Origin of the sequence: Desulfovibrio sp. TomC (genome assembly GCF_000801335.2) — a bacterium.
Lineage (GTDB): Bacteria > Desulfobacterota > Desulfovibrionia > Desulfovibrionales > Desulfovibrionaceae > Solidesulfovibrio.
Genome location: NZ_JSEH01000025.1, coordinates 1 through 20,219, shown reverse-complemented (window position 1 = coordinate 20,219; position 20,219 = coordinate 1). Strand labels below are relative to the sequence as shown.

Sequence of the window (20,219 nt, the reverse complement as noted above, 5' to 3'; positions counted from 1 at the left end):
TGCGTCCCGACATTAGCAGGTGCAGGCAGGTTTGGCAGCGTCTTCTTCGCGAAACGGCGACATGCGCCGCAGGGTTTCGATGATGCCCGGCAATTTCTCCAGCACCAGATCCACGTCGGCCTCGGTGGTGTAACGCGAGAGGCTGAATCGAATGGAACCGTGGGCGTAGGTGAACGGCACGCCCATGGCCCGCAGCACGTGGGAGGGTTCGAGGCTGCCCGAGGTGCAGGCCGAGCCGGAGCTGGCGCAGATGCCGTACTGGTCGAGCATGAGCAGGATGGCTTCGCCTTCAACGAACTTAAAGGCAATGCTTGTGGTGTTGGGCAGCCGATGCTCGGTGTCGCCGTTTATCTGGGCATGGGGCACGGCGGCCAGGATGCCGGCTTCGAGGCGGTCGCGCAGGGCTTTCACCCGGGTGTTTTCCTCGGCCATATGCTCCTTGGCCAGGGTCATGGCCTTGGCCAGGGCAATGATGCCGGCGGTATTCTCGGTCCCGGCCCGACGGCCGCGTTCCTGGTGGCCGCCGATGAGAAACGGGCGAAACGGCGTGCCCTTGCGCACGAAAAGGACGCCCACGCCCTTGGGGGCATGGAGCTTGTGGCCGGAGAGGACCAGCATGTCCACGGGCAGTTTGGACAGGTCGATGGCGACCTTGCCCACGGCCTGGACCGCGTCGGTATGGAGCAACACGCCGCGCGCCTTGCACAGGGCCGCAATCTCGGGCAGCGGAAAAATCACGCCGGTTTCATTGTTGGCGTACATGATGGAGACGATAGCCGTATCCTTGCGGATGGCTTGGCCCAGTTCATCAAGGTTCAGCCGGCCTTTTTCGTCCACGCCGAGATACGTCACCTCATAGCCTTTTTCTTCCAGATGCTTGGCCAGACTGAGGACCGCCGGATGCTCCACCCGGGTGGTGACGATATGGCGCTTGTCCGGCTGGGCGGCCAGGGCGCTTAAGATGGCGGTGTTGTCGCCCTCGGAGCCGCAGGAGGTAAAAATCAGCTCCTCGGGCTGGCAGCCAAGCACCCCGGCAATGGCGCTTCGCGCCTCTTTGAGCTTCGTCCCGACCTGGCCGCCAAAGGAATGCATGCTCGACGGATTGCCGTAATATTCGGACAAAAACGGCAACATCTCGGCCACAACTTCCGGAGCCACCATGGTCGTGGCGTTGTTGTCGAAATAAACCGGCTTCATTTTCCCGCCCCCTTGACCGTGATGGCCGGATCGACCAGTTCCTGCAACCGCTTCTGGACGAATTCCGTCAGCGTCACGTTGCTGCTCGGACAGCCCTTGCAGGCGCCGCGCAGGGAAACGAAGACCGTGGTGCCGTCAATGTCCACCAGTTCGATGTCGCCGCCGTCCTTTTTCAGGTTCGGACGGATTTCCTCTTCCATTACCTTGGTCACGAGCTTGACCCGCTCCAGATTGGTCATGGGCCGCTTCACCTGCAATTCGACCAACGGCTTGGCCGCTGCCTGTCCCAGTTCCTCGGCCAGGATGCCGGCCAGCTTTTCCAGGCAATCGCCGCAGCCGCCGCCGGCCTTGGTGAAGTCCGTGACCTCTTCGACGGTGGTCAGCTTGTTTTCCCGGATGGCCCGGCGAATCTGGCCGTCGTAGACGCCGAAGCACTTGCACACCAGCTCGCCCTCAGGCTCATGGGCCGGGGCCTTCTCGCCCAGATAATCGGCCAAGGCCGCTTCCAAGGCTTCCTGGCCCATGACCGAACAGTGCATCTTTTCCTTGGGCAGCCCGCCCAGATCGTCGGCGATGTCCTTGTTGGTCAACGCCCGGGCTTCCTCAATGGTCTTGCCCTTGAGCAGTTCGGTCAAAACCGAACTGGAGGCAATGGCCGAGGCGCAGCCGAAGGTCTGAAACCGGGCGTCCTCGATGACCCCGGCGTCGTTGATCTTGAGAAAAAGCTTGAGCGCGTCGCCGCAGGCCAGCGAGCCGACCTCGCCCACGGCATTGGCGTCCTCAAGACTGCCGACATTTCTCGGATTGAGAAAATGATCCCTGACTTTATCTGTATATTCCCACATAGTGACCTCCGTTTCATCGGCTGTGGGCCGATTGGCGCAACGCCAGTGTATGCCGCAAAGGGCAACTTGCGAAAAGGGGCGGGGCCCGTTTTTTTCAAAGAGCGGCAGGAAATTCATACCATAACGATGAGGTTCGGATAGTCAACCGCGCTCTTTACGCTTTTTCGCCCCGGGCGTATGGATTAACCGGAAATCATCCGGCCCGGCCCGATGCGTGATGCCTGAAGTCTCTGTTGCGGAGGAAGCCTTATGTTCGAAAAACTGGCCCTCGTCGCCCTGGCCGGAGCGGCCGGCACCCTGGCCCGCTACTGGCTCTCCGGGGTGGTCTACGAAGTGGCCGGCCGGGATTTTCCCTGGGGCACGGCGGTCGTCAATATCCTCGGCTGCTTTCTGTTTGGCCTGGTATGGGAGCTTGGCGGCGAACGAATGCTCTTGCGCACCGAATCCCGCCTTGTCCTGCTTACAGGCTTCATGGGCGCGTTTACAACCTTTTCCACCTTCATTTTTGAAAGCAGCGCCTTTCTGGAAGACGGCCGCATCCTGCCGGCCCTGGCCAATGTGGGTTTTCAGACCGTGTTGGGATTTGCCGCAATGTTCGGCGGTCTGCTGCTTGGCCGGCTGTTATAGGCTCGAGGCCGTAAGACCGGATCGTTGCCCCAGGCCCCGCCGCCCCCCGGTCCCTCGGGCGAGTCTGAAGCAATGCTCTGTTTTATTGGGATACTGATGGAGGTATAACACAATGTCGGAATACGTCGAAATCGAACTGGTGCGGATCTATTGCGGCGAATCCGACCGCGTGGACGGCCGGCCGGTCTATGAACTGCTGGTGGAGGAAGCCCGGCGGCACGGTGCGGCCGGGGCCACGGTGCTGCGCGGTGTACTCGGATTCGGGGCCGGCAGTCTGGTGCATACCGCCAAGATTTTGCGCCTGTCCGAAGACCTGCCCATGGTCGTTGAAATCGCCGACCGCCCGGATCGCATCGAGGCCCTGCTGCCGCGCCTCGAGGCCCTGGCCAAGGGCGGACTGATTGCCCGGCTGCCGATGACCGCCCGGTTCCATTGTCCGGTGCGGGTGCGCGACGTTATGGCCTCTGATGTGGCCACCGTCGGCCCGGACGCGCTCCTGGCCGATGTGGTCGACCTGCTCTTGGCCCGAAACGTCAAGGCCGTGCCAGTGCTGGACGCCGGACGCCGGGTCCTTGGCATCGTGACCGGCGGCGATCTGCTCACCCGGGGAGGGCTTGCGGCCCGGCTCTCGGTCTACGGCCTGCTCCCCCGCGGCGCCCGGGAAGAGGCCGCCGCCCTGCTCTCCGGCCGCACGGCCCGGGACGTCATGTCTGCGCCGGCGCAGACCATCGGCGAATTGGCCAGCCTGCGCGAGGCCTCCCAGCGCATGGTCAAAAAGGGACTCAAGCGTCTGCCGGTGGTCAACGAGGCCGGGGAGCTCATCGGCATCGTCAGCCGGGCCGACATCCTGCGCGCGGCCGCCAAGGTGCCGGCCGGGACAGCCGTTGCCCTGCCGCGTTTCACGGCCGGCCTGTTGCAGCAGGCCCGCGACGTCATGTTCACCGATGTGCCGACAGCCGGCCCGGACGACGCCCTGCCCGGGGTCGTGGCCAAGCTCGTGGCCTCGCCGCTTCGCCGGGTGGTCGTCGTGGACAAATCCGGCGCGGTTGTGGGCATCGTCCACGACGGCGACCTGCTCGCCCGGTGCGGGCCGGAGCGTAAACCCGGACTTTTTCAAGCGCTTTTCGGCAAAAAGCCGGCCGACGACGCCTGCCCGACCGGCACGGTGCGCGAGGTCATGCAGCCAACAGTTCACAGTGTGCCCGAAGACGCCTCGCTCATGGACGTGCTGCAAGCCATGCTCGCCCACCACGTCAAACGACTGGTGGTCACGAGCGATGGCAACCGCCTCGTCGGCATGGTGGACCGGGAGACGCTTTTGCAGGTCATTGCCGGCCGGACGGGATAGATTTGCCTTGCCGGCCGATTCGCGGTAAGGCCCGCCTCGCCGGGCTTTACCGTCCGCAGCCAAAAACCAGCAAGGAGCCATACCATGGAACGTACCCTTTCCATCATCAAGCCCGACGCCGTTGCGCGCAATCTGTCCGGAGCCATTCTCAAAATGATCCAGGACGCCGGCCTCAAAGTCGTGGCCATGAAGATGATCCAGCTCTCCGCCGCCGAGGCCGAAGGCTTTTACGCCGTGCACAAGGAACGCCCGTTTTTCCGCAGCCTGGTCGATTTCATGATCTCCGGCCCGGTGGTCGTGTCCATCCTCGAAGGCGACGACGCCATTGCCAAGTACCGCAAGCTCATGGGCGCCACCAACCCGGCCAATGCCGAGGAAGGCACCATTCGCAAGTGCTACGCCCTGGACATCGAGAAGAACTCCGTCCACGGCTCCGACGCCCCTGAGACGGCCGCCTTCGAGACTGCCTACTACTTCAGCACGCTTGAGATGGTGGGCTAAGGCCATGGCCGCCGTCATCGGATTTCTCGGCGCGGGGAACATGGGCGCAGCCATCATAAAAGGTCTGGCCGCTGTCCCCGACGTTTCGGCCGTGGCCTACGACGTCGATGCCGCCAAGGTCGCGGCCCTGGCCGGCGAGAAGCTGGCCAAGGCTGCAGTCACCCCCGAAGATCTGGCGGCCGTGAGCGACTACCTCGTCTTGTGCGTCAAGCCCCAGTATCTGGCCGGGGCCATGGCCCAGTTGACCCCGCATCTGGGTCCGGAAACGGTCATCGTGTCCATCGTGGCCGGCGTGACCATGGCGAAACTGCGGGAACTCTCCGGCGGCAAGTGTCCGGTGGTGCGGGTCATGCCCAACACCCCGGCCCTGGTCGGCGCGGGCCAGTTCGCCCTGTGCCTGGACGATCCGGCCCTGGACGCCGGCCAGAAGGACTTCGTCGCCACGCTCTTTGCCGCCCTGGGGCGCACCTCCGTGCTGGAAGAAAAATTCTTCGACGCCTTCACCGGTCTGGCCGGTTCCGGTCCGGCCTACGTGCTCTACTTCATGGAGGCGCTCATCGAATCCGGGGTGCTCATGGGCTTTGCCCGGGACAAGTCCACGGACATCGTGCTCGGCCTGTTCGAGGGCACGGCCAAGCTGGCGGTTGAAACGGGCCTGCATCCCAGCGTGTTGCGCGAGATGGTGACCTCGCCGGCCGGCACCACCATCGAGGCGCTCATGCACCTCGATCGCAAGGCCGTGCGCGCGGCCATTATTGACGCGGCCGCAGCCTCCAAGGACCGCTCCGCAGCCCTTGGCGCATAATTCGACGCATAATCGTAACAAAGCCCCCGTCGGAAACATCCGACGGGGGCTTTTCTTTTGTATCGCTTCGCTGCAGTTACGCAGGCCGCACTACATTCGTAGCCTTGGGTCCGCGTTCACCCTGAAGGATCTCAAAGGATACTTCCTCGCCCTCGCGCAGCGTGCGAAATCCCTCGCCTTCAATGGAAGAGTAATGGACGAAGACGTCATCTTCGCCCTCGCGCATGATAAATCCATAACCCTTTTTGTCACTGAACCACTTCACGGTGCCTTCGAATGCCATACGTCTGCCCTCCTGAAAAAATCGTACTTTATCTCCTATCACCCAAAATGGAATGTCGTCAATAAAAAACCATTTTCGTGTGTATTAAATAAACAAAGCAGACCGAACGACTGAGGATTGGATGAGAACAGCATTCAATTCCGACGACTATACAAACAAGACGAGAATGCTTCGCAAAGAAACAGTTCCCACCACAACAATACATCCTGTAAACAATACCAATCTGCTCAACAATCGGTAACGCTGGGCGTCCCAAACCCCGACGGACGGCCCGAGACGGGGCTTTTCAACCAGTTGCCCGAAATATCGCGACGGACCGCCCATGCCGCCGCCGCACAGCCAGGCCGCAGCAGCCATGGGCCAGCCGGCATTGGGGCTGGCGCTGGCGGCGGCATCGCGGGCGATATCGGCCAGACGCACGCCCCGCCCAAGGCCCAGCAGGCCGGCCGCCAGCCACATGGCGGCTGCGGTGAGCCGGGCCGGCAGCCAGGCCAGCACATCGTCGGCCCTGGCTCCGAACCAGCCGAAATCCGTGTAGCGCACTGTTCGATAGCCCCACATGGAGTCGGCCGTGGACACGGCTTTATAGGCCCACAATCCGGCCGGACCGGTCAGGGCCAGCCAGAACAGCGGCGCGACAAACCCGTCATTGGCGTTCTCGGCCACGGATTCGGCCAAGGCCCGCCACAGGTCCGGCGCAGAAAGCTCCGTCACGTCCCGGCTGACCAGCCCGCCCACAACAGTGCGGGCGGCTTCAATGTCACCAGCAATCAAGAACCGTGCCGCTTTCCGGCCCTCGGCCAAGAGGCTCCCCAGAGCCAGACCGGCAACGGCGAAATAGAGGGCGCACAGCGAGCCAAGGAAAGGCAGCCGGCATGCCGCCCAGACCAGACCGGCGCTGCCGGCAGCCACGGCTATGACGCAGACGGCTCCCCAAAGGCGATTACGCCAGCCCCGCCGGTCGGCCAGGGCGTCGCAGCGGGCATAGCACCAGCCGATGGCCCGCACCGGATGAGGCCAACCGGGCGGGTCGCCCAAGAGCAGGTCAAAAATGACGGCCAAGGGGAGCAACAGCAGTGGATTCATGCGGTTTTCCAATCATTGTGGTGGTGATGCGACAGATGGAGTCCACGATCAGGCGACGGCCCGGCCCTGGACTCCAGGAAAAATGGAAACGCTGTCTTAAAAACAAGGCCTCGTCTCAAGTATCGCCAACAGGGGGCAGCACAGCCGCGCACAGGCAAATCCAACGCCCCCGGACGGGCTTCCAAAGAGCGCTGCTCTTTGGTAGCCGGAGTAACGGGGATGTCCGTCAAGCCCGTATTACAGCCGCCCTGATCCGCAACCGACCACATTGCCTGCCCGCGCCACGACCCCCTTGAACACGTCTCCCGTTGCAGGTGTCCGGGGGATCATCCCCTCCGGCCGCCGGAGCAACGGTGGTCCTGCCAAGGGTCTGCTTCGGTCGTTCCGGTCCAGAGCCCACCGGATTGCCGGCCACCGCCAACAATCCCTTGAAAAACTTCTCCCATCAAGGGGTCCGGGGGGATTATCCCCCCGGCCGCCGGAGGCACTCTTTCTCTTCGCTCTTACCCAATATCCGGCGGGCGGCGCAGTTTTTTGGCGTAGCGGTCGAGTTCGCTGAGGATGCAGCCGCAGTAGGGCTGGCGGTAGATGTCCCACTCCCGGGACAGGGCAATGCCCTCGTCCCAGTGGACGCGGTAGTCGGCGTAGGCAAAGGGCAGGCCATGGCGGTCGGCCGCCTCCTGGCCAAGGGCAGTGATGGCGGCGTGGTCCTGGTATTTGCTGTAGAGGAGCGAGGAGGTGAAGGCGCGGCAGCCCAGTTCCCGGGCCTTGGCCGCTGTCCGGTCCAGACGCTCGGCCCAGCATGGCCGGCAGCGTCCGGCCGGGTCGGCCAGGGACCGGACCATGTGGGGCACGGGATGGTAGTCGTCGATGAAAAGTTCGATCCCAAAACGCGCGGCCACCCGGGCCGCGCCGTCTCGGCGACGCAGCCACTCGGCGGCGGGCTGGATGTTGTCGTTGGCAAAAAGCCCGACAACATCCAGGCCGGCCTCGGTCAGGCGCAAAAGCGGGGCAATGGCGCACGGGCCGCAGCAGATATGGAGCAACATCCGGTCGGCCATGGCCACACGACGGCTCAGAGCGCGAGGATGTTGATCTTCTTTTTAAATTCCTCTTCCATGGCCGAAAGGCGCACCCGCTTGTTGTTGAGCATGTACAAGGCGAGTTCCTCGGACACCTTGGCCGTGACCGAGTCCTGGCCGGTGTCTTTGCGCAACTGGCGGTAGACGTCTTTGAGCACGGTGAGCGCCTGCCACTCGTGGTTGCGGCGCTGGCCGGAACCGTTGCAGCAGGGGCAGGGTTCGGAAGTGATGGACAGGGCCGAAGACCCCAGGCGCTGGCGCACGATTTCAAGCAGGCCAAAGCGGGAGATGCGGCCCACATCCGTGCGCGCCCGATCGTTTTTAAAGGCCGCCCGCAAGGTTTTTTCCACCTCGGCTACGTGCTTTCGGTCCTTCATCTCAATAAAATCGATGACCACCTGGCCGCCGATGTCGCGCAGGCGCAGTTGTCTGGCGACTTCTTCCGAGGCCTCGATGTTGGTCTTAAGGGCCATCTCGCGGAAATTCGATTCGCCGCCGATCTTGCCGGAGTTGATGTCCACGGCGGTCAGGGCCTCGGCGTGGTCAAAGACCAGCACCCCGCCGCTTGGCAGGGTCACTTCCCGGCCATAGAGCTGCTCGATCTGCTTGCGCAGATTGAAGCGGTCCCACAATGGAATATCGATGTCGTTGTGCTGTTTGACGATGCCGGGACGACGCGGATAGACCAGGGCCGCCATTTCGGACACGCGTTTGGCGGTTTCCGGTTCATCCACCCAGATTTCGCCCACGTCGTCGGTGAGGTAGTCGCGCACGGCCCGGGAGGACAGGTCCAGCTCCTGGTAGATCAGGCTCGGGGTGTCGGCGGTGGTGCCGCGCTGGCGCACTTCCTTCCACAGACGCTTCAAGTACGACAAATCGCGCTCAAGCGACGTCTTGGACTGGGACAGGGCGGCGGTGCGCACAATAAGCCCCAGCCCCTCGTCGAGCTTGAGGCCGGAAATGACTTCTTTAAGGCGCTTGCGCTCGGCCTCGTCCTCGATCTTGCGCGACACGCCCCGCTGCTCGCGCCCCGGGGTCAGGACGAAATAACGGCCGGGCAGGGAAAGATAGGTGGTTAAAAACGCGCCCTTATGGCCGGTCGGCTCCTTGACCACCTGGACAAGCAGCTCCTGATTCTTTTTCAGCGCCTTCTGAATGGGCGGATATTTGGGCCGACGGTCGCCGCCGGACTGCACGATCTGGTAGTACTCGGGGTGGACTTCGTCGATCTGCAAAAAACCGTTTCGATCCGCGCCGTAATTGATAAACGCCGCTTGCAGGGCCGGATCGATGTTATGGATCTTGCCCTTGTAGATATGGCCCCGGGTCTTGGCCTGATGGACCATCTCCACGTAATATTCAAGCAGCAGGCCATCTTCGGCCACGGCCACCTCGACCTGTTCGCCGGGCAGCACGCTGATAAACATTTTCTGCTTGCGTTTCTTTCCTCTGCTCATTTCCATGAAACTCCCTGCCAGGACGCAATCGTCCGGGCAAAATTTTGTTTATCCGGTCATCCGGAATAGAAAAAATCATCCTCACCTGGCTGTCTGCGAACCGAACCGGTCCGCAGGAGGGCGGCAAGGGCCTGGCGCACCTGCGTAACAGGCACGTCGAGTCCGGCAGCCAGCCCTTCCTCGGTCTGGGGGCGACGGGCCACGGAGGCGGCGATGCGGGCCGCAAGCTCCTCCGAATGCCGGCCGATCAGGGCCGTCGGCCCGTGTCCGGCAGCGTTGCCGGACACGGTCGTTGCTGCGTCGGCACTGCCGAGGACCTCGCGAAAACGGTCGAGGACCTCGCGCGAAACAGCCGACGCGCCGGCATAGGCTCCGGGCCGGGACATGGTGACGACATCCACCCGGGTGGGCGCCAGTTCCCGGCAAAACCCCTGCAAAAGCTCAAGGTTTTCGGCCGTATCATTGAGACCGGCCAAAAGAAGCACTTCGAGAAAGATCGATCCGCCGTACATGGCCCGAAAATCGAGCAGGCCCCGTCGGATGGCGTCCAGGCCGATGGCGGCCTGGGGGCGGTTCAGGCGACGGTACTCGGAGGCGACCAACGTGTCCATGGAGGGCAGGACCAGGTCGGCGGCGCACAGTGCTCCCCGGACGTCCGGATCAGGGGTCAGGCTCGAATTGGTGAGCACGGCCACAGGGATGTCGGGGAAAAGTTCTTTGGTCCCGGCGATGATGTCGCCGAGGTCCGTATTGAGGCAGGGTTCGCCAAGTCCCCCCAGCGTCACGACGTCGGGCATGGCGTGGCCGGCAGCCTTCCAGGCTGCCAACTCGTCCAGGATGCGCCTGGCCGGAACATAGGGCTTTCGGACGGTGGTCAGGGCCTCGGTGACGCCGGCCTCGCAGTAGAGGCAATCAAACGTGCAGATCCGTGCGCCAAGCAGGTCCAGGCCCAGCGACACGCCAAGGCGACCCGATCTGACCGGGCCGAAAACATACTGCAGAGGGTTCGTGGCGCGATCCTCCTTGCCGCGGGCACACTTGACAGGCGCGTCCCGGCATGGTCAAGGGCCTCGACCCAATATACCACGACGGGGTGACATGTGAAACAGGGCGATTTGATACTTCTGGTCTCTCCCAAGGGCAAGCGATATCTGCGGCGTTTTGACCCGGAAACCGTGCTCCATACCCAGGAAGGCATGATCCGGTTCAGCGACGTGGAGCGCGCCGGCAGCGGCGGCGCCGTGACCACCCACATCGGCCACGTCTTTCGCATCCTGCGTCCGTCCACCTATGATCTGATCAAAGGGGTCAAACGCTCGACCCAGATCATGTACCCCAAAGAAATCGGCTACGTCATTTTAAAATTGGGCATCGGCCCCGGGGTGCGGGTGGTGGAATCCGGCAGCGGCTCAGGCGGCCTGACGCTGGCCCTGGCCTGGCACGTGGGCGACACCGGCCGGGTCTATACCTTTGAAAAACGGCCGGAATTCTACGCCCTTTCCGGCGAGAACCTCGACGCCGTGGGCCTTGGCCACCGGGTTTCGCGCCACAACTGCGACATCGCCGAGGGCTTTTACCCGGATTCCGTGACCAAGGGCGATCCGCAAACCGACCCAACCGATGCCGACGCGCTCTTTCTCGACGTGCGCACGCCCTGGGATTATCTGGACCAGGCTGCGGCCGTGGTGCGTCCCGGCGCGCCGGTCGGGTTCCTGCTGCCCACCACCAACCAGATCAGCGAACTGCTCTGGGCCATGGAGAAGTCCCCCTTCGAAGACATTGAGGTGCTGGAAATTCTGGTGCGCCGCTACAAGCCCGTACCCGAGCGTCTGCGCCCCGAAGACCGCATGGTGGCCCACACCGGATTTCTCGTCTTTGCCCGCCACGGCGGCCGGGACGTGTGCCCCCCGCTGCCGCCGGCTGATTTCCCCGACTCCCTCGACGCTCTCGACGCTCCCGGACAGACCCAGGCAGACGCGTCGCACATTCCCGGCCCAGCCGATTGACCTCCAGGGGGGATGCGGCTAAGGGTATTAGCATGGCAAAAGATGTACTGTGCGCCGACACCCCCCTTTCCCTGAAACGGCTGCTTGACCCCCTGACCAGCCTGCTCGGGATTCCGGTCACCGTGCGATCCGCCGGCCAGACTTCGGTGTGGCCGGACCCCGGGACCGAGGCGCATAGCATCCTGCACCGGGAGTTTGCCGATCGCGGCCCCTGTCCATTGCTTCAGGACGCGGAGATTCCATCAGACGGCAGCCCCCCCCATGTCCTGTGTCCGTTGGGCATGACCTTGCGCCGGTTTGCTCTGCCGCTTCGTGACGGCGCCTCCGGTGTCCTGACCCTTGGCCCCTACTTCACCAATCCGGCCGACCGGCAGGATCTGTTCGGACGCAGCGCCGCCGCCGACGCCGCCCTGCACCTCGTTCCCTGTCTGTCGGCGGAGCGCCAGACCACCTTGCAGGCGTTTTATCAGGAATTTGCCGCTTTTGCCGGTTCAGCCGCCAAGGCCGGCGCGGCCAAGGAACTGTTTCTGGCCAACATGAGCCATGAACTGCGAACACCTTTAAACGGCATCATGGGGATGCTGAGCCTTCTGCTGCAAAGTGAGGAAGACCAGCGCCGCCGCCAGTTCCTGGAACTGGCCATGAACGCCTCCAACCAGCTGCTCGGCGTCATAAACGCCCTGCTCGACATGACCACCATCACCGCCGGCCGCCTGACCCTGGCCGAGGAAGTCTTCGACCTGCGCGCCACCCTGGGGGCGCTTTTTACCATGTGCGGCGAGGACGCCGCCGCCCGCGGTCTGGATTTTCAGGCCGTCGTCGCCGACGATACGCCGCAGTTTCTGGTCGGCGACGCCCAGCGCCTGCGTCAGGTGCTGCTCAACCTGATCCACAATGCGCTCAAATATACCGAGCGCGGCTCTATCGCCGTCCGGGTGTCGATTGAACCGGCAGACGCCGGCCCGGCCGACGTCGTACCCGTCCGTTTCGCCGTGCGCGACACAGGCATCGGCGTCTCCCCGGACAGGCAGGCCGGCATTTTCGAGCATTTCACCATCGGCGAACCATTTCTGAGCAAACGCTACGCCCAGGCAGGCCTGGGGCTGGCCATCTCCAAGGAGATCGTGGAGAAAATGGGCGGCAGCCTGCGCCTTGAAAGTACGCTGGGCCTTGGCAGCGAGTTCTTTTTCACCGCCAGGCTGCGCCGCCCCTCGCCCCAGGATCCGGTCTTTCTGCATGACGGGACCCAGGCCGCGGGCGAGTGGAGCGCCTCCCTGTGCCAGGGAGCGGTCATTGTGTACGCCGAGGACGACCCCGTGGCCCAGCTGCTGGTCCGCCGCATTCTTGAAGATCGGGGATACGCGCCGATCATCGCCACATCCTGCGAACAATTGTTCGAAATCCTGGGCGCCCGGCCCGTGGATTTAGTGCTCATGGACATCCAGATGCCCGGTCTGTGCGGCCTGGAATCCACCCGCCGCATCCGCAACGGTTTCGTTCCGGGTCTGCCCCGGGACATCCCCATCGTGGGGCTTTCCGCTTCTTCCACGCCGGAAGACCGCCGGCTCGGCCTGGACGCCGGGATGACCGATTACATTGCCAAACCCGTCACCCGGTATGAGTTGCTGGCCGTGGTCCAGCGAACTTTATCGGGAAGAGCGCCTCGGATTGCTTGATCTTTGCATCTGGGCGCGCTATAAGGCCTCTCTTTTTCCCACCACGGGATTTCGCTCCAAGGAGACCCGTCATGACCCGTAAGGACCGCACCGAGGGCATTTTTTCCCGCCGGGAAGTGCTCGACGAATCTGAACGCCGGCAATACTACCAGATCCAGATCAAGGATCTGCTCTCGTATGCGTACCGGTATTCCGAAGACGTCAAAAAGCGCTTTGACCGCGCCCAGTTCCAGGCCTCGAAGTTCAAGACCCTCTCGGACCTCAAGCACATACCCATTCTGAAGAAGAAAGAACTCATCTTTCTGCAGTCCATGGGTCCACGCCTGGGAGGGCTGCTCACCAAGGACATGGGCGAGTTGCGGCGGATTTTTCTGTCCCCCGGACCGATCTTCGACCCCGAGGACCGCGAGGACGATTACTGGGGCTGGACCGAAGGCTTTTACGCCAGCGGCTTCCGCTCCGGCGACCTCGTACAGGTGACTTTCAACTATCATCTCACGCCGGCCGGCCTCATGTTCGAGGAGCCGCTTAAAAACCTGGGCTGCGCCGTGGTCCCTGCCGGTCCCGGCAACTCGGCCACCCAGCTCGAAATCATGCAGAAGCTGCGGGCCACCGGCTATGTCGGCACCCCGAGCTACCTCATGCACCTGGCCCAGAAGGGCGAGGAGATGGGGCTCAATCTGCGCAAAGACCTGTATCTGGAGGTGGCCTTCGTCACCGGTGAAAAATTCTCCGAAAAGCTGCGGGCCAATCTGGAGAAGAAGTTCGACATCATTATGCGCCAGGGCTACGGCACGGCGGATGTCGGCTGCATCGGCTACGAGTGCTTCCACAAGACGGGTCTGCACATCGCCAACCGGGCTTTTGTCGAAATCTGCCATCCGGACACGGGCATTCCGCTCAAGGACGGCGAGGTCGGCGAAATCGTGGTCACGGCCTTTAACAAGACCTACCCGCTGATCCGTCTGGCCACGGGCGACCTCTCTTACATCGAGCGCGCCCCCTGCCCCTGCGGCCGGACTTCGCCGCGCCTGGGCTCCATTGTCGGACGCGTGGACACCACCGCCCGCATCAAGGGGATGTTCGTCTACCCGCACCAGGTCGAGCAGGTCATCACCCGCTTCGAGGAAATCAAGCGCTGGCAGATCGAAGTCACCAACCCCGGCGGCATCGACGAGATGAACCTCATCATCGAGGCCTCCAACTTCAAACGTGAAGAAGATCTGCTCCACAAGTTCCGGGAGAAGATCAAGCTGCGTCCAGGACTGACCGTGGTGGCCCCCGGCACCCTGCCGCCGCAGATCAAGCCCATCGAAGACAAACGCAAGTGGGATTAGGCCAGCGCGCCGGACGTCAAACGGCATGAACGCGCCGGCCCGTGCAATCGCTGCCTCTTCGGCCCTCCGGGGCGCGGGAATCCCCCGCGCCCTGCGGGCCGTTTTTGTGGCCGCCCTCTTGCCCTTGGCCGCTCTCGGCGCCGGGTGTGTGGCCAAGCACACCACACCGCCGCAGTTCGCCCCGGAAACCCTTGTCGACGCAGGAGCCGCGCCGCTGCCCCCGGCCGTTTTTGCCCGGGATATCGCCGGAGCCGACTACATGCTCCTTGGCGAAGAGCACCCCAATCCCTGCGACCACCTGGCTCAGGCCGCCGTCATCCGCCGGCTGGCCGCTGCCGGCGTTTTCCCGGCCATAGGGCTGGAAATGGTCCCGGCCGACCGGCAGCCCGTCCTGGATGCCTTCAACGCCGGTTCCCTGTCCCTGGCCGACCTGCCGCAGGCCCTGGACTGGAAAACCACCTGGGGCTTTGATTTTGCCCTCTATGCCCCCATTTTCGAAGCAGCCCGGGAATATCAGCTGCCCCTTTTCGCCTTGAACGCTCCCGCCGGACTGGCCAAAGAGGTCGGCCGTCTGGGCCTTGACGCCCTGCCCCCGGCAAAGCGGGCCATGCTCCCCGGGGCCATCCTGCCGCCCCACCCGGCCCAGGTCGAGGAATTGCGCGTGTTTTTTGCCCAGCACGGCCCCATGGGCAAACCGCCCCCCGACCCCGCCAAAGCGGCTGTGCCCGGCCGCGACCCTTTTGACAGCTTCCTCGCGGTCCAATCCCTGTGGGACACCCAGATGGCGGCCCGGGCCGTCCTGGCCCGCAGCCTGACCGCCCGCCCGGTGGTGGTCATCGCCGGCGCCGGCCATGTGGCGAACGGCTGGGGCATTGCCCGGCGGCTGGCGGTCTACGATCCGTCGGCCAGGACCGTCACCGTTGTTCCCTGGCGCGGCGGCGAGGCCCCGGACCCGGATGAAGCCACGTTTTTTGCCGCCTGTCCGGCCATCCAGAAAAGCCGGCTCGGCATGACGCTTTCCCATGACCAGCCCGCCCCGGGCCAGCCTGTCCCGCCGCTGCTCGTAACAACCGTGGCCCCGGGCTCTGCCGCCGAGACCGCCGGGCTGCTGGCCGGCGACGCCGTCACTGCGGCCGGGAAACATCCGGCCACCGATCTGGCCGTGCTGCATCAGGCCGCCATGGAAGCCGCCAAGGCCGGTGATCCCCTCACGCTGACCGTCTCCCGGGCCGGCGAAACGCTCACCATCACCATCCCGCTCGCCGCGCCGCCGGCCGGAAAATAACCGCCATGCCAGAACTTCCCGAGGTGGAAACCATTGCCCGCGCCCTGGCTCCGGGCCTGACCGGCCGCGTGGTGACCGGGATCGACGTGCCCGACGCCAAGGTTCTGGCCGGACCGGCCACCCGGGCCGCTTTTGCCGCCGCCGCAGTGGGACGCATGATCGAATCGGTCGGCCGCCGGGCCAAGCTGCTGCTCATTGCCCTTGGCCCCAGGCCCCATATTGCAGGGGATAGCCCGATTGTGCTGGCGCTCCATCTCAAAATGACCGGCCGCTTCCACATCGCCCCGTCGGCCGACGCGCCCCCGGCCCATGCCCGGTTGCTCGTCCACCTGGGCGACGGCAATGCCCTGGTTTTTTCCGACATGCGCCGGTTCGGCACGGCCCGGCTGGCGACCCCGGATGCGCTGGCCGCCTGGAAATTCTACGCCTCTCTTGGCCCCGAGCCCTGGGATATGACGCCCGAGGCCTTTGAGGCGGCCCTTTGCCGCAAGACCACCCGCATCAAGGCGGCCATTCTCGATCAGACCGTCATAGCCGGCGTCGGCAACATCTACGCCGACGAATCCTTTTTTGCCGCCCGCATCCGGCCCGACACGCCGGCCAAGGACCTGACCCCGGCCAGACGCCGGAAACTGCTTGCCGCCATCCAGGCCGTCATCACCCGGGCCATTGCCGCCGGCGGCAGCACCATTCGGGATTACCGCACACCCGACGGCGTGGAGGGCGGCTTCCAACACCAGTTTACCGTCTACGGCAAGGCCGGGGAGCCCTGCCCGACCTGCGGTAAGGCCCTTATTTCGATCAAAGTGGCCGGACGGACGTCGACATTTTGTCCGCAGTGCCAGAAGTGAACATTTACCGAATCCAAGGAGAAATGTGGGGATGCGTCTTTATACCATAAAGAATGCATCCCCACAGAGATAAACCATGTCGCACCACGTCAGACAGATCGCCAAGGACGCCTCCATTGTCGGGGGCGCGACCTTGTTGTCCCGAATCCTGGGTTTTTTCCGGGATATGATCCTGGCCTATGTCCTGGGAGCCGGCATCTCCGCCGACGCCTTTTACGTGGCCTACCGCCTGCCCAACATGATGCGCCGGCTTTTTGCCGAAGGTTCCATGACCATGGCTTTCGTGCCGGTCTTTTCCCGGCTCCGGGAAGAAGTCGGCGATGAAAAAGCCTTTGCCATGCCGCGCTCGGCCATGGTCTGGCTGCTCCTCATCCTCGGTGTCCTGACCACCCTGGCCATCATCTTCGCCCGGCCGCTGACCAGGCTCATCACCCCGGGCTTTGCCGACAATCCGGCCCTGTTTGAACTGACCGTGGACCTCACGCGCATCGTCTTCCCCTATATCATCGAAATCTCGGCCGTGGCCCTGTGCATGGGCGTGCTCAACTCCTACGGCCACTTCCTGGCGCCGGCTCTGGCCACGTCCGAACTCAACACCATCATCATCGTAGGGGCCGGCGTGGCTTGGCTGTTTCACCTCGACGTCGCCCACACCCTGGCCTGGTCGGTGGTTATCGGCGGCCTGGGTCAGGTGTTCATGCAGCAGCCCCAGATGAAGAAATTCGGCTTTTCCTGGCGCGGCCCCTGGTCGTTTCGCGACAAAGGCGTGGCCCGCATGGGCCTTCTCATGCTGCCGACAGCCTTTGGCGCAGCGGTCTACCAGCTCAACATCGTCATAGGAACGCTGCTGGCCTCCTACCTGCCGACCGGCAGCATCTCCTATCTCTATTACGCCGACCGGTTGGTGCAGTTTCCGCTCGGCGTGTTTGGCGTGGCCGTGGGCACGGTGGCCCTGCCGGGTCTGTCCAAGCTGGCCTCGTCCGGAAAGATGGAGGAATTCACCGCCACCTTAAACGCCTCCCTGCGCCTGACGCTTTTCATATGTCTGCCGGCAGCGGCCGGGCTCATTGCCCTGGCTGATCCCATGGTGCGGGTGCTGTTTGGTCGCGGGGCCTTTGGCGAACACGCCATTGCCGCCACGGCCGGGGCCCTGGTGGCCTACGGCGTGGGGCTGCCGGCCTTTGCCTGCGTGCGGCCCCTCTATTCCGCCTACTTCTCCCTGACCGACACCCGCACCCCGGCCATCACTGCCGTCGTGTGCCTGGTGGTCTATGTCGTCACCGGTCTGGCGCTCATGGGCAGCACCGGGCATGTGGGACTGGCCCTGGCCACGTCAGTGTCGTCCTGGGTCAATGTGGCGATCTTGGGGATCATCTTGCGGCGAAAGCTCGGGGGCACGTGGTTTCGCCCCGGGCGCACCACGCTTGTAGGCACGCTCTTAAGTATTGGCGTAGGCTTTGGGGCCTATGCCACGGCCAGCCGGCCCTACCTGTCCCTGATCCTCATTTGCGGCTGGGCTGTGGCCTATATGGGCGTCGCCTCGCTCTTTCAGGTGGAAGAAGCCAGGATGCTCACCGACTTCGCGCTGCGGCGGCTGCGCCGCAACATCTAGCTTACCGACCGCTTGCGCCCCCACCCGGCCTGGGCAGGCCGCGTACCGTCTCCAGGAGCAAGGCGGCAAATCGCTGCCGCCCGGCATCGGTCATGTGGTACCCGTCAAAGCGTTCGGGCACGGCCGTGTCCGTATCCGGCCCGGCAAAAATCCCCTGGGCGGGGTTCACACTATCGGCCTGGGCTTGGCGTATTTCGGGGCAGATTTTGGAACAGGCAGCCGGGTCCGCATCCGGACAGTCGAGTGTCTTGTGCCGGCTGACCTGGGAAATGAGAATGGGCGCGGCGATCCCCATACGGCGCAGATCGTCAAAGAGATTGTGCAAACCCAGCGCATAGCGCCACCCCTGCATGGCGACGAGACAGTCCGCTTCGCCCTGATGGTAGAGCACCAGATTGACCTCAAGGCCCTGTTCCTTGAGCTGATCAAGGGTGTGCACAAGCAGGGGGCGCAAATCGCCGTGGCGGGACCAGTTGTAGACCGAAGACCCTTGTTTCGCCAGATTGACGACGAGGGCACTGTCGAAGAGTCCCTGCTCCACGGCTGCATCGACAAAATCCAGCACGACACTGGCCCGCTCGCCCGATGTACCCAGCAACGGATTTTTTGCGACAAAGCATCGACCATCAAAAAAATTGCCCACCCGGCTCAGCGGGACATACTCGCCAAGCGCCCCATTGGCCACGTTCGATTGGCCAAGGACCAGAAGCACGAGGGGCTTTTTCCCCACGAATTCCCGGCACGACGCCATTTCCCGGCCCTGCGTGTCGCCGTACCCCATGATTTCGTCCGCATCGGAAAAATGCGGTATGCGGCGGCTGACTGCTTCCTGGGCCTGCTCAATACGCAAATCCGCCGCTACTTCGATGCCTGCCAAAGTCAACGCCCCAAGGGTCGCCAGCAACAGAACAGCATCCGCTACGCGCCGCAGACGGCCGCGGGTCAGCCTAGTCATGCGCCAATCCGCTTGGAGACACAACCAAGCCCGAAGTCCCACGCCGCAACCATCAGGAAAACTTCCGCTTCAAATAATTGTGGATGGAGGCATCAAGACGCCCCAGCCCGTAGCCCACAAGGAGGATGAGGCCCAAAGCGATCAGGGCGTGGCGATTATCCAAGGTCCAGCCAAAGTGGTAGACGAGCCAGGAGAAGAAGACCCCGACAATAAGTGCGTGGGTGAGATAGACGGCATAGGCGTAATCGCCCCATTGCCCTATGGCTTTGATCCAGGGTGTCTTGAAATGATTTTCGAGCTTGACCAGGGACACGATGGTGACGGCGCTGCACAGGCTCCAGGTGAGGAGTTGCTTCATGTTGTACGGTTCAAGCTTCCAGATCTCCGAAGTGATCACGGTTGTGGCAGCGCTGGCGATAATTGCAGCAACGTAGATCGGCCACCAATCAAAGCGGAGATGTTTAGCGACATAATACGATAGCGCTCCAGTAATGAAGTAGATATTGACAAAAGAAACAAACAAACGTTTCCAGGGCGGCAAGACATAAAATGTAGTGATGCCTGAAGCATAATAAGCAATAAAAATAACTGCAGCCCACACCAATAAAAAAGGGACAAAATAGCGACGCAGCTTCGAAAACGAAAAAGGTGTTATAATAATGTAATATCCGATTTCATAAATGAGCGTCCATTCTATTTTGAGTGGATAATCCACAAATCCGACCGGCAGCAAAGTCACAGCTAAAAACATATCATGCCCAGGCAGTTGGTCAAAAAGAATATAGCGTAATGCAATGGCTATGGTACAAGCGATAAGAAACGTCGGATAAACCCGGAGCATTCGCCTGACAAGAAAATTCTTATAGCCAATATCAATAAGGAAACTCATTATGAAGCCAGATATGCTAAAAAATATAAATGCTTTACACATAAATATTTCTGGAATGGCATGGAAAATTGAGTTTCCAACATTATTAACAAGCGTCATATAGACACCAATGTGAATATAGACAACCATTAACATACCGATAATTCGCAAAATCTGAATGGAATACATCATAGACAAGATCACCTGACGGCACTACATAGGCCGATTCTTCTCATGTTAGGGTATGTGTCAAGCCGTGAGGCCACAGCTTCCGGCGAAGTCGACAAATATCGTGTGCCCCAAAGGGACGTCCGCCAGCTGCTTCTGTCGTTGCCGGGCAATAGACTTACCCAGAACCTTCCGATTATCTTCCCACACCATTGGATACAGCCGCGACG

At 62.6% G+C, this 20,219-nt stretch carries 19 protein-coding genes; 10 read left to right on the top strand and 9 right to left on the bottom strand.

Annotated elements, in window-relative coordinates; translation table 11 throughout:
• Positions 1 to 12 precede the first annotated feature (12 nt).
• Positions 13 to 1,197 (bottom strand): cysteine desulfurase NifS, encoded by a 1,185-nt coding sequence (gene nifS / locus NY78_RS18505; protein WP_043639365.1) that lies wholly within the window; start codon positions 1,195 to 1,197, stop codon positions 13 to 15.
• Positions 1,194 to 2,042: a Fe-S cluster assembly protein NifU gene (nifU, locus tag NY78_RS18500; RefSeq protein WP_043639486.1), complete on the bottom strand. Its 849-nt coding sequence runs from the start codon at positions 2,040 to 2,042 to the stop codon at positions 1,194 to 1,196. Before nifU ends, nifS begins: the two co-directional genes overlap by 4 nt.
• Positions 2,043 to 2,291: 249 nt before the next feature.
• Between nifU and NY78_RS18495 the strand changes: the two genes are divergently transcribed.
• The 4 genes from NY78_RS18495 (at position 2,292) to proC (ending at position 5,323) form a co-directional block, all read left to right on the top strand.
• Positions 2,292 to 2,669, top strand: a complete 378-nt coding sequence (locus tag NY78_RS18495) for a fluoride efflux transporter FluC (RefSeq protein WP_043639362.1) — start codon at positions 2,292 to 2,294, stop codon at positions 2,667 to 2,669.
• Between the two features lie 112 nt (positions 2,670 to 2,781).
• Positions 2,782 to 4,017 carry a DUF190 domain-containing protein gene (locus NY78_RS18490; protein WP_043639359.1) on the top strand — a complete coding sequence of 412 codons (1,236 nt, stop codon included), beginning with the start codon at positions 2,782 to 2,784 and terminating at the stop codon, positions 4,015 to 4,017.
• 84 nt (positions 4,018 to 4,101) lie between these two features.
• Entirely contained in the window at positions 4,102 to 4,518 is a 417-nt protein-coding gene (gene ndk / locus NY78_RS18485) for a nucleoside-diphosphate kinase (RefSeq protein WP_043639356.1), read from the top strand.
• A gap of 4 nt (positions 4,519 to 4,522) precedes the next feature.
• Positions 4,523 to 5,323, top strand: a complete 801-nt coding sequence (gene proC / locus NY78_RS18480) for a pyrroline-5-carboxylate reductase (protein WP_043639353.1) — start codon at positions 4,523 to 4,525, stop codon at positions 5,321 to 5,323.
• A 76-nt stretch (positions 5,324 to 5,399) separates the two neighbouring features.
• Here proC and NY78_RS18475 read toward each other — a convergent pair whose 3' ends face one another.
• The 5 genes from NY78_RS18475 to NY78_RS18455 form a co-directional block, all read right to left on the bottom strand.
• The gene (locus NY78_RS18475; RefSeq protein ID WP_043639350.1) at positions 5,400 to 5,606 is read right to left on the bottom strand and encodes a cold shock domain-containing protein; all 207 of its coding nucleotides are present in this window, start codon (positions 5,604 to 5,606) and stop codon (positions 5,400 to 5,402) included.
• A gap of 147 nt (positions 5,607 to 5,753) precedes the next feature.
• Entirely contained in the window at positions 5,754 to 6,692 is a 939-nt protein-coding gene (gene cbiB, locus NY78_RS18470) for an adenosylcobinamide-phosphate synthase CbiB (protein ID WP_043639347.1), read from the bottom strand.
• Between the two features lie 503 nt (positions 6,693 to 7,195).
• Positions 7,196 to 7,753 (bottom strand): epoxyqueuosine reductase QueH, encoded by a 558-nt coding sequence (locus NY78_RS18465; protein WP_043639484.1) that lies wholly within the window; start codon positions 7,751 to 7,753, stop codon positions 7,196 to 7,198.
• A gap of 14 nt (positions 7,754 to 7,767) precedes the next feature.
• The gene (locus NY78_RS18460; RefSeq protein WP_043639481.1) at positions 7,768 to 9,231 is read right to left on the bottom strand and encodes an Rne/Rng family ribonuclease; all 1,464 of its coding nucleotides are present in this window, start codon (positions 9,229 to 9,231) and stop codon (positions 7,768 to 7,770) included.
• Positions 9,232 to 9,287: 56 nt separating this feature from the next.
• Positions 9,288 to 10,190, bottom strand: coding sequence for a radical SAM protein (locus NY78_RS18455; protein ID WP_231584039.1), 903 nt, complete (start codon positions 10,188 to 10,190; stop codon positions 9,288 to 9,290).
• Positions 10,191 to 10,331: 141 nt separating this feature from the next.
• On the opposite strand from NY78_RS18455, the gene NY78_RS18450 reads away from it, so the two are divergent.
• The 6 genes from NY78_RS18450 (at position 10,332) to murJ (ending at position 17,998) form a co-directional block, all read left to right on the top strand.
• Positions 10,332 to 11,237, top strand: coding sequence for a tRNA (adenine-N1)-methyltransferase (locus tag NY78_RS18450; protein WP_043639341.1), 906 nt, complete (start codon positions 10,332 to 10,334; stop codon positions 11,235 to 11,237).
• 32 nt (positions 11,238 to 11,269) lie between these two features.
• A complete protein-coding gene (locus tag NY78_RS18445) occupies positions 11,270 to 12,913 on the top strand; it encodes an ATP-binding protein (protein ID WP_043639338.1) in 1,644 nt (547 codons plus the stop codon).
• Between the two features lie 71 nt (positions 12,914 to 12,984).
• The gene (locus NY78_RS18440) at positions 12,985 to 14,250 is read left to right on the top strand and encodes a phenylacetate--CoA ligase family protein (RefSeq protein WP_043639336.1); all 1,266 of its coding nucleotides are present in this window, start codon (positions 12,985 to 12,987) and stop codon (positions 14,248 to 14,250) included.
• A 25-nt stretch (positions 14,251 to 14,275) separates the two neighbouring features.
• Entirely contained in the window at positions 14,276 to 15,535 is a 1,260-nt protein-coding gene (locus NY78_RS18435; protein ID WP_043639334.1) for a ChaN family lipoprotein, read from the top strand.
• Positions 15,536 to 15,540: 5 nt separating this feature from the next.
• The gene (mutM, locus tag NY78_RS18430) at positions 15,541 to 16,386 is read left to right on the top strand and encodes a bifunctional DNA-formamidopyrimidine glycosylase/DNA-(apurinic or apyrimidinic site) lyase (RefSeq protein ID WP_043639332.1); all 846 of its coding nucleotides are present in this window, start codon (positions 15,541 to 15,543) and stop codon (positions 16,384 to 16,386) included.
• Between the two features lie 76 nt (positions 16,387 to 16,462).
• Positions 16,463 to 17,998 carry a murein biosynthesis integral membrane protein MurJ gene (murJ, locus tag NY78_RS18425; RefSeq protein WP_043639329.1) on the top strand — a complete coding sequence of 512 codons (1,536 nt, stop codon included), beginning with the start codon at positions 16,463 to 16,465 and terminating at the stop codon, positions 17,996 to 17,998.
• A 1-nt stretch (position 17,999) separates the two neighbouring features.
• On the opposite strand, the gene NY78_RS18420 is transcribed toward murJ, so the two are convergent.
• The gene (locus NY78_RS18420; protein ID WP_043639326.1) at positions 18,000 to 18,953 is read right to left on the bottom strand and encodes a sialate O-acetylesterase; all 954 of its coding nucleotides are present in this window, start codon (positions 18,951 to 18,953) and stop codon (positions 18,000 to 18,002) included.
• Between the two features lie 52 nt (positions 18,954 to 19,005).
• The gene (locus tag NY78_RS18415; protein ID WP_043639324.1) at positions 19,006 to 20,013 is read right to left on the bottom strand and encodes an acyltransferase family protein; all 1,008 of its coding nucleotides are present in this window, start codon (positions 20,011 to 20,013) and stop codon (positions 19,006 to 19,008) included.
• Positions 20,014 to 20,219 lie beyond the last annotated feature (206 nt).

Bases quoted from the DNA above. Each gene is read 5' to 3' on its own strand.
- NY78_RS18445 (WP_043639338.1), top strand. From the start codon at position 11,270: ATGGCAAAAGATGTACTGTGCGCCGACACCCCCCTTTCCCTGAAACGG.
- NY78_RS18475 (WP_043639350.1), bottom strand. From the start codon at position 5,606: ATGGCATTCGAAGGCACCGTGAAGTGGTTCAGTGACAAAAAGGGTTAT.
- NY78_RS18495 (WP_043639362.1), top strand. From the start codon at position 2,292: ATGTTCGAAAAACTGGCCCTCGTCGCCCTGGCCGGAGCGGCCGGCACC.
- NY78_RS18440 (WP_043639336.1), top strand. From the start codon at position 12,985: ATGACCCGTAAGGACCGCACCGAGGGCATTTTTTCCCGCCGGGAAGTG.
- NY78_RS18490 (WP_043639359.1), top strand. From the start codon at position 2,782: ATGTCGGAATACGTCGAAATCGAACTGGTGCGGATCTATTGCGGCGAA.
- NY78_RS18415 (WP_043639324.1), bottom strand. From the start codon at position 20,013: ATGATGTATTCCATTCAGATTTTGCGAATTATCGGTATGTTAATGGTT.
- NY78_RS18420 (WP_043639326.1), bottom strand. From the start codon at position 18,953: ATGACTAGGCTGACCCGCGGCCGTCTGCGGCGCGTAGCGGATGCTGTT.
- NY78_RS18435 (WP_043639334.1), top strand. From the start codon at position 14,276: ATGAACGCGCCGGCCCGTGCAATCGCTGCCTCTTCGGCCCTCCGGGGC.
- mutM (WP_043639332.1), top strand. From the start codon at position 15,541: ATGCCAGAACTTCCCGAGGTGGAAACCATTGCCCGCGCCCTGGCTCCG.
- nifS (WP_043639365.1), bottom strand. From the start codon at position 1,197: ATGAAGCCGGTTTATTTCGACAACAACGCCACGACCATGGTGGCTCCG.
- proC (WP_043639353.1), top strand. From the start codon at position 4,523: ATGGCCGCCGTCATCGGATTTCTCGGCGCGGGGAACATGGGCGCAGCC.
- NY78_RS18465 (WP_043639484.1), bottom strand. From the start codon at position 7,753: ATGGCCGACCGGATGTTGCTCCATATCTGCTGCGGCCCGTGCGCCATT.
- cbiB (WP_043639347.1), bottom strand. From the start codon at position 6,692: ATGAATCCACTGCTGTTGCTCCCCTTGGCCGTCATTTTTGACCTGCTC.
- murJ (WP_043639329.1), top strand. From the start codon at position 16,463: ATGTCGCACCACGTCAGACAGATCGCCAAGGACGCCTCCATTGTCGGG.
- nifU (WP_043639486.1), bottom strand. From the start codon at position 2,042: ATGTGGGAATATACAGATAAAGTCAGGGATCATTTTCTCAATCCGAGA.
- NY78_RS18460 (WP_043639481.1), bottom strand. From the start codon at position 9,231: ATGAGCAGAGGAAAGAAACGCAAGCAGAAAATGTTTATCAGCGTGCTG.
- ndk (WP_043639356.1), top strand. From the start codon at position 4,102: ATGGAACGTACCCTTTCCATCATCAAGCCCGACGCCGTTGCGCGCAAT.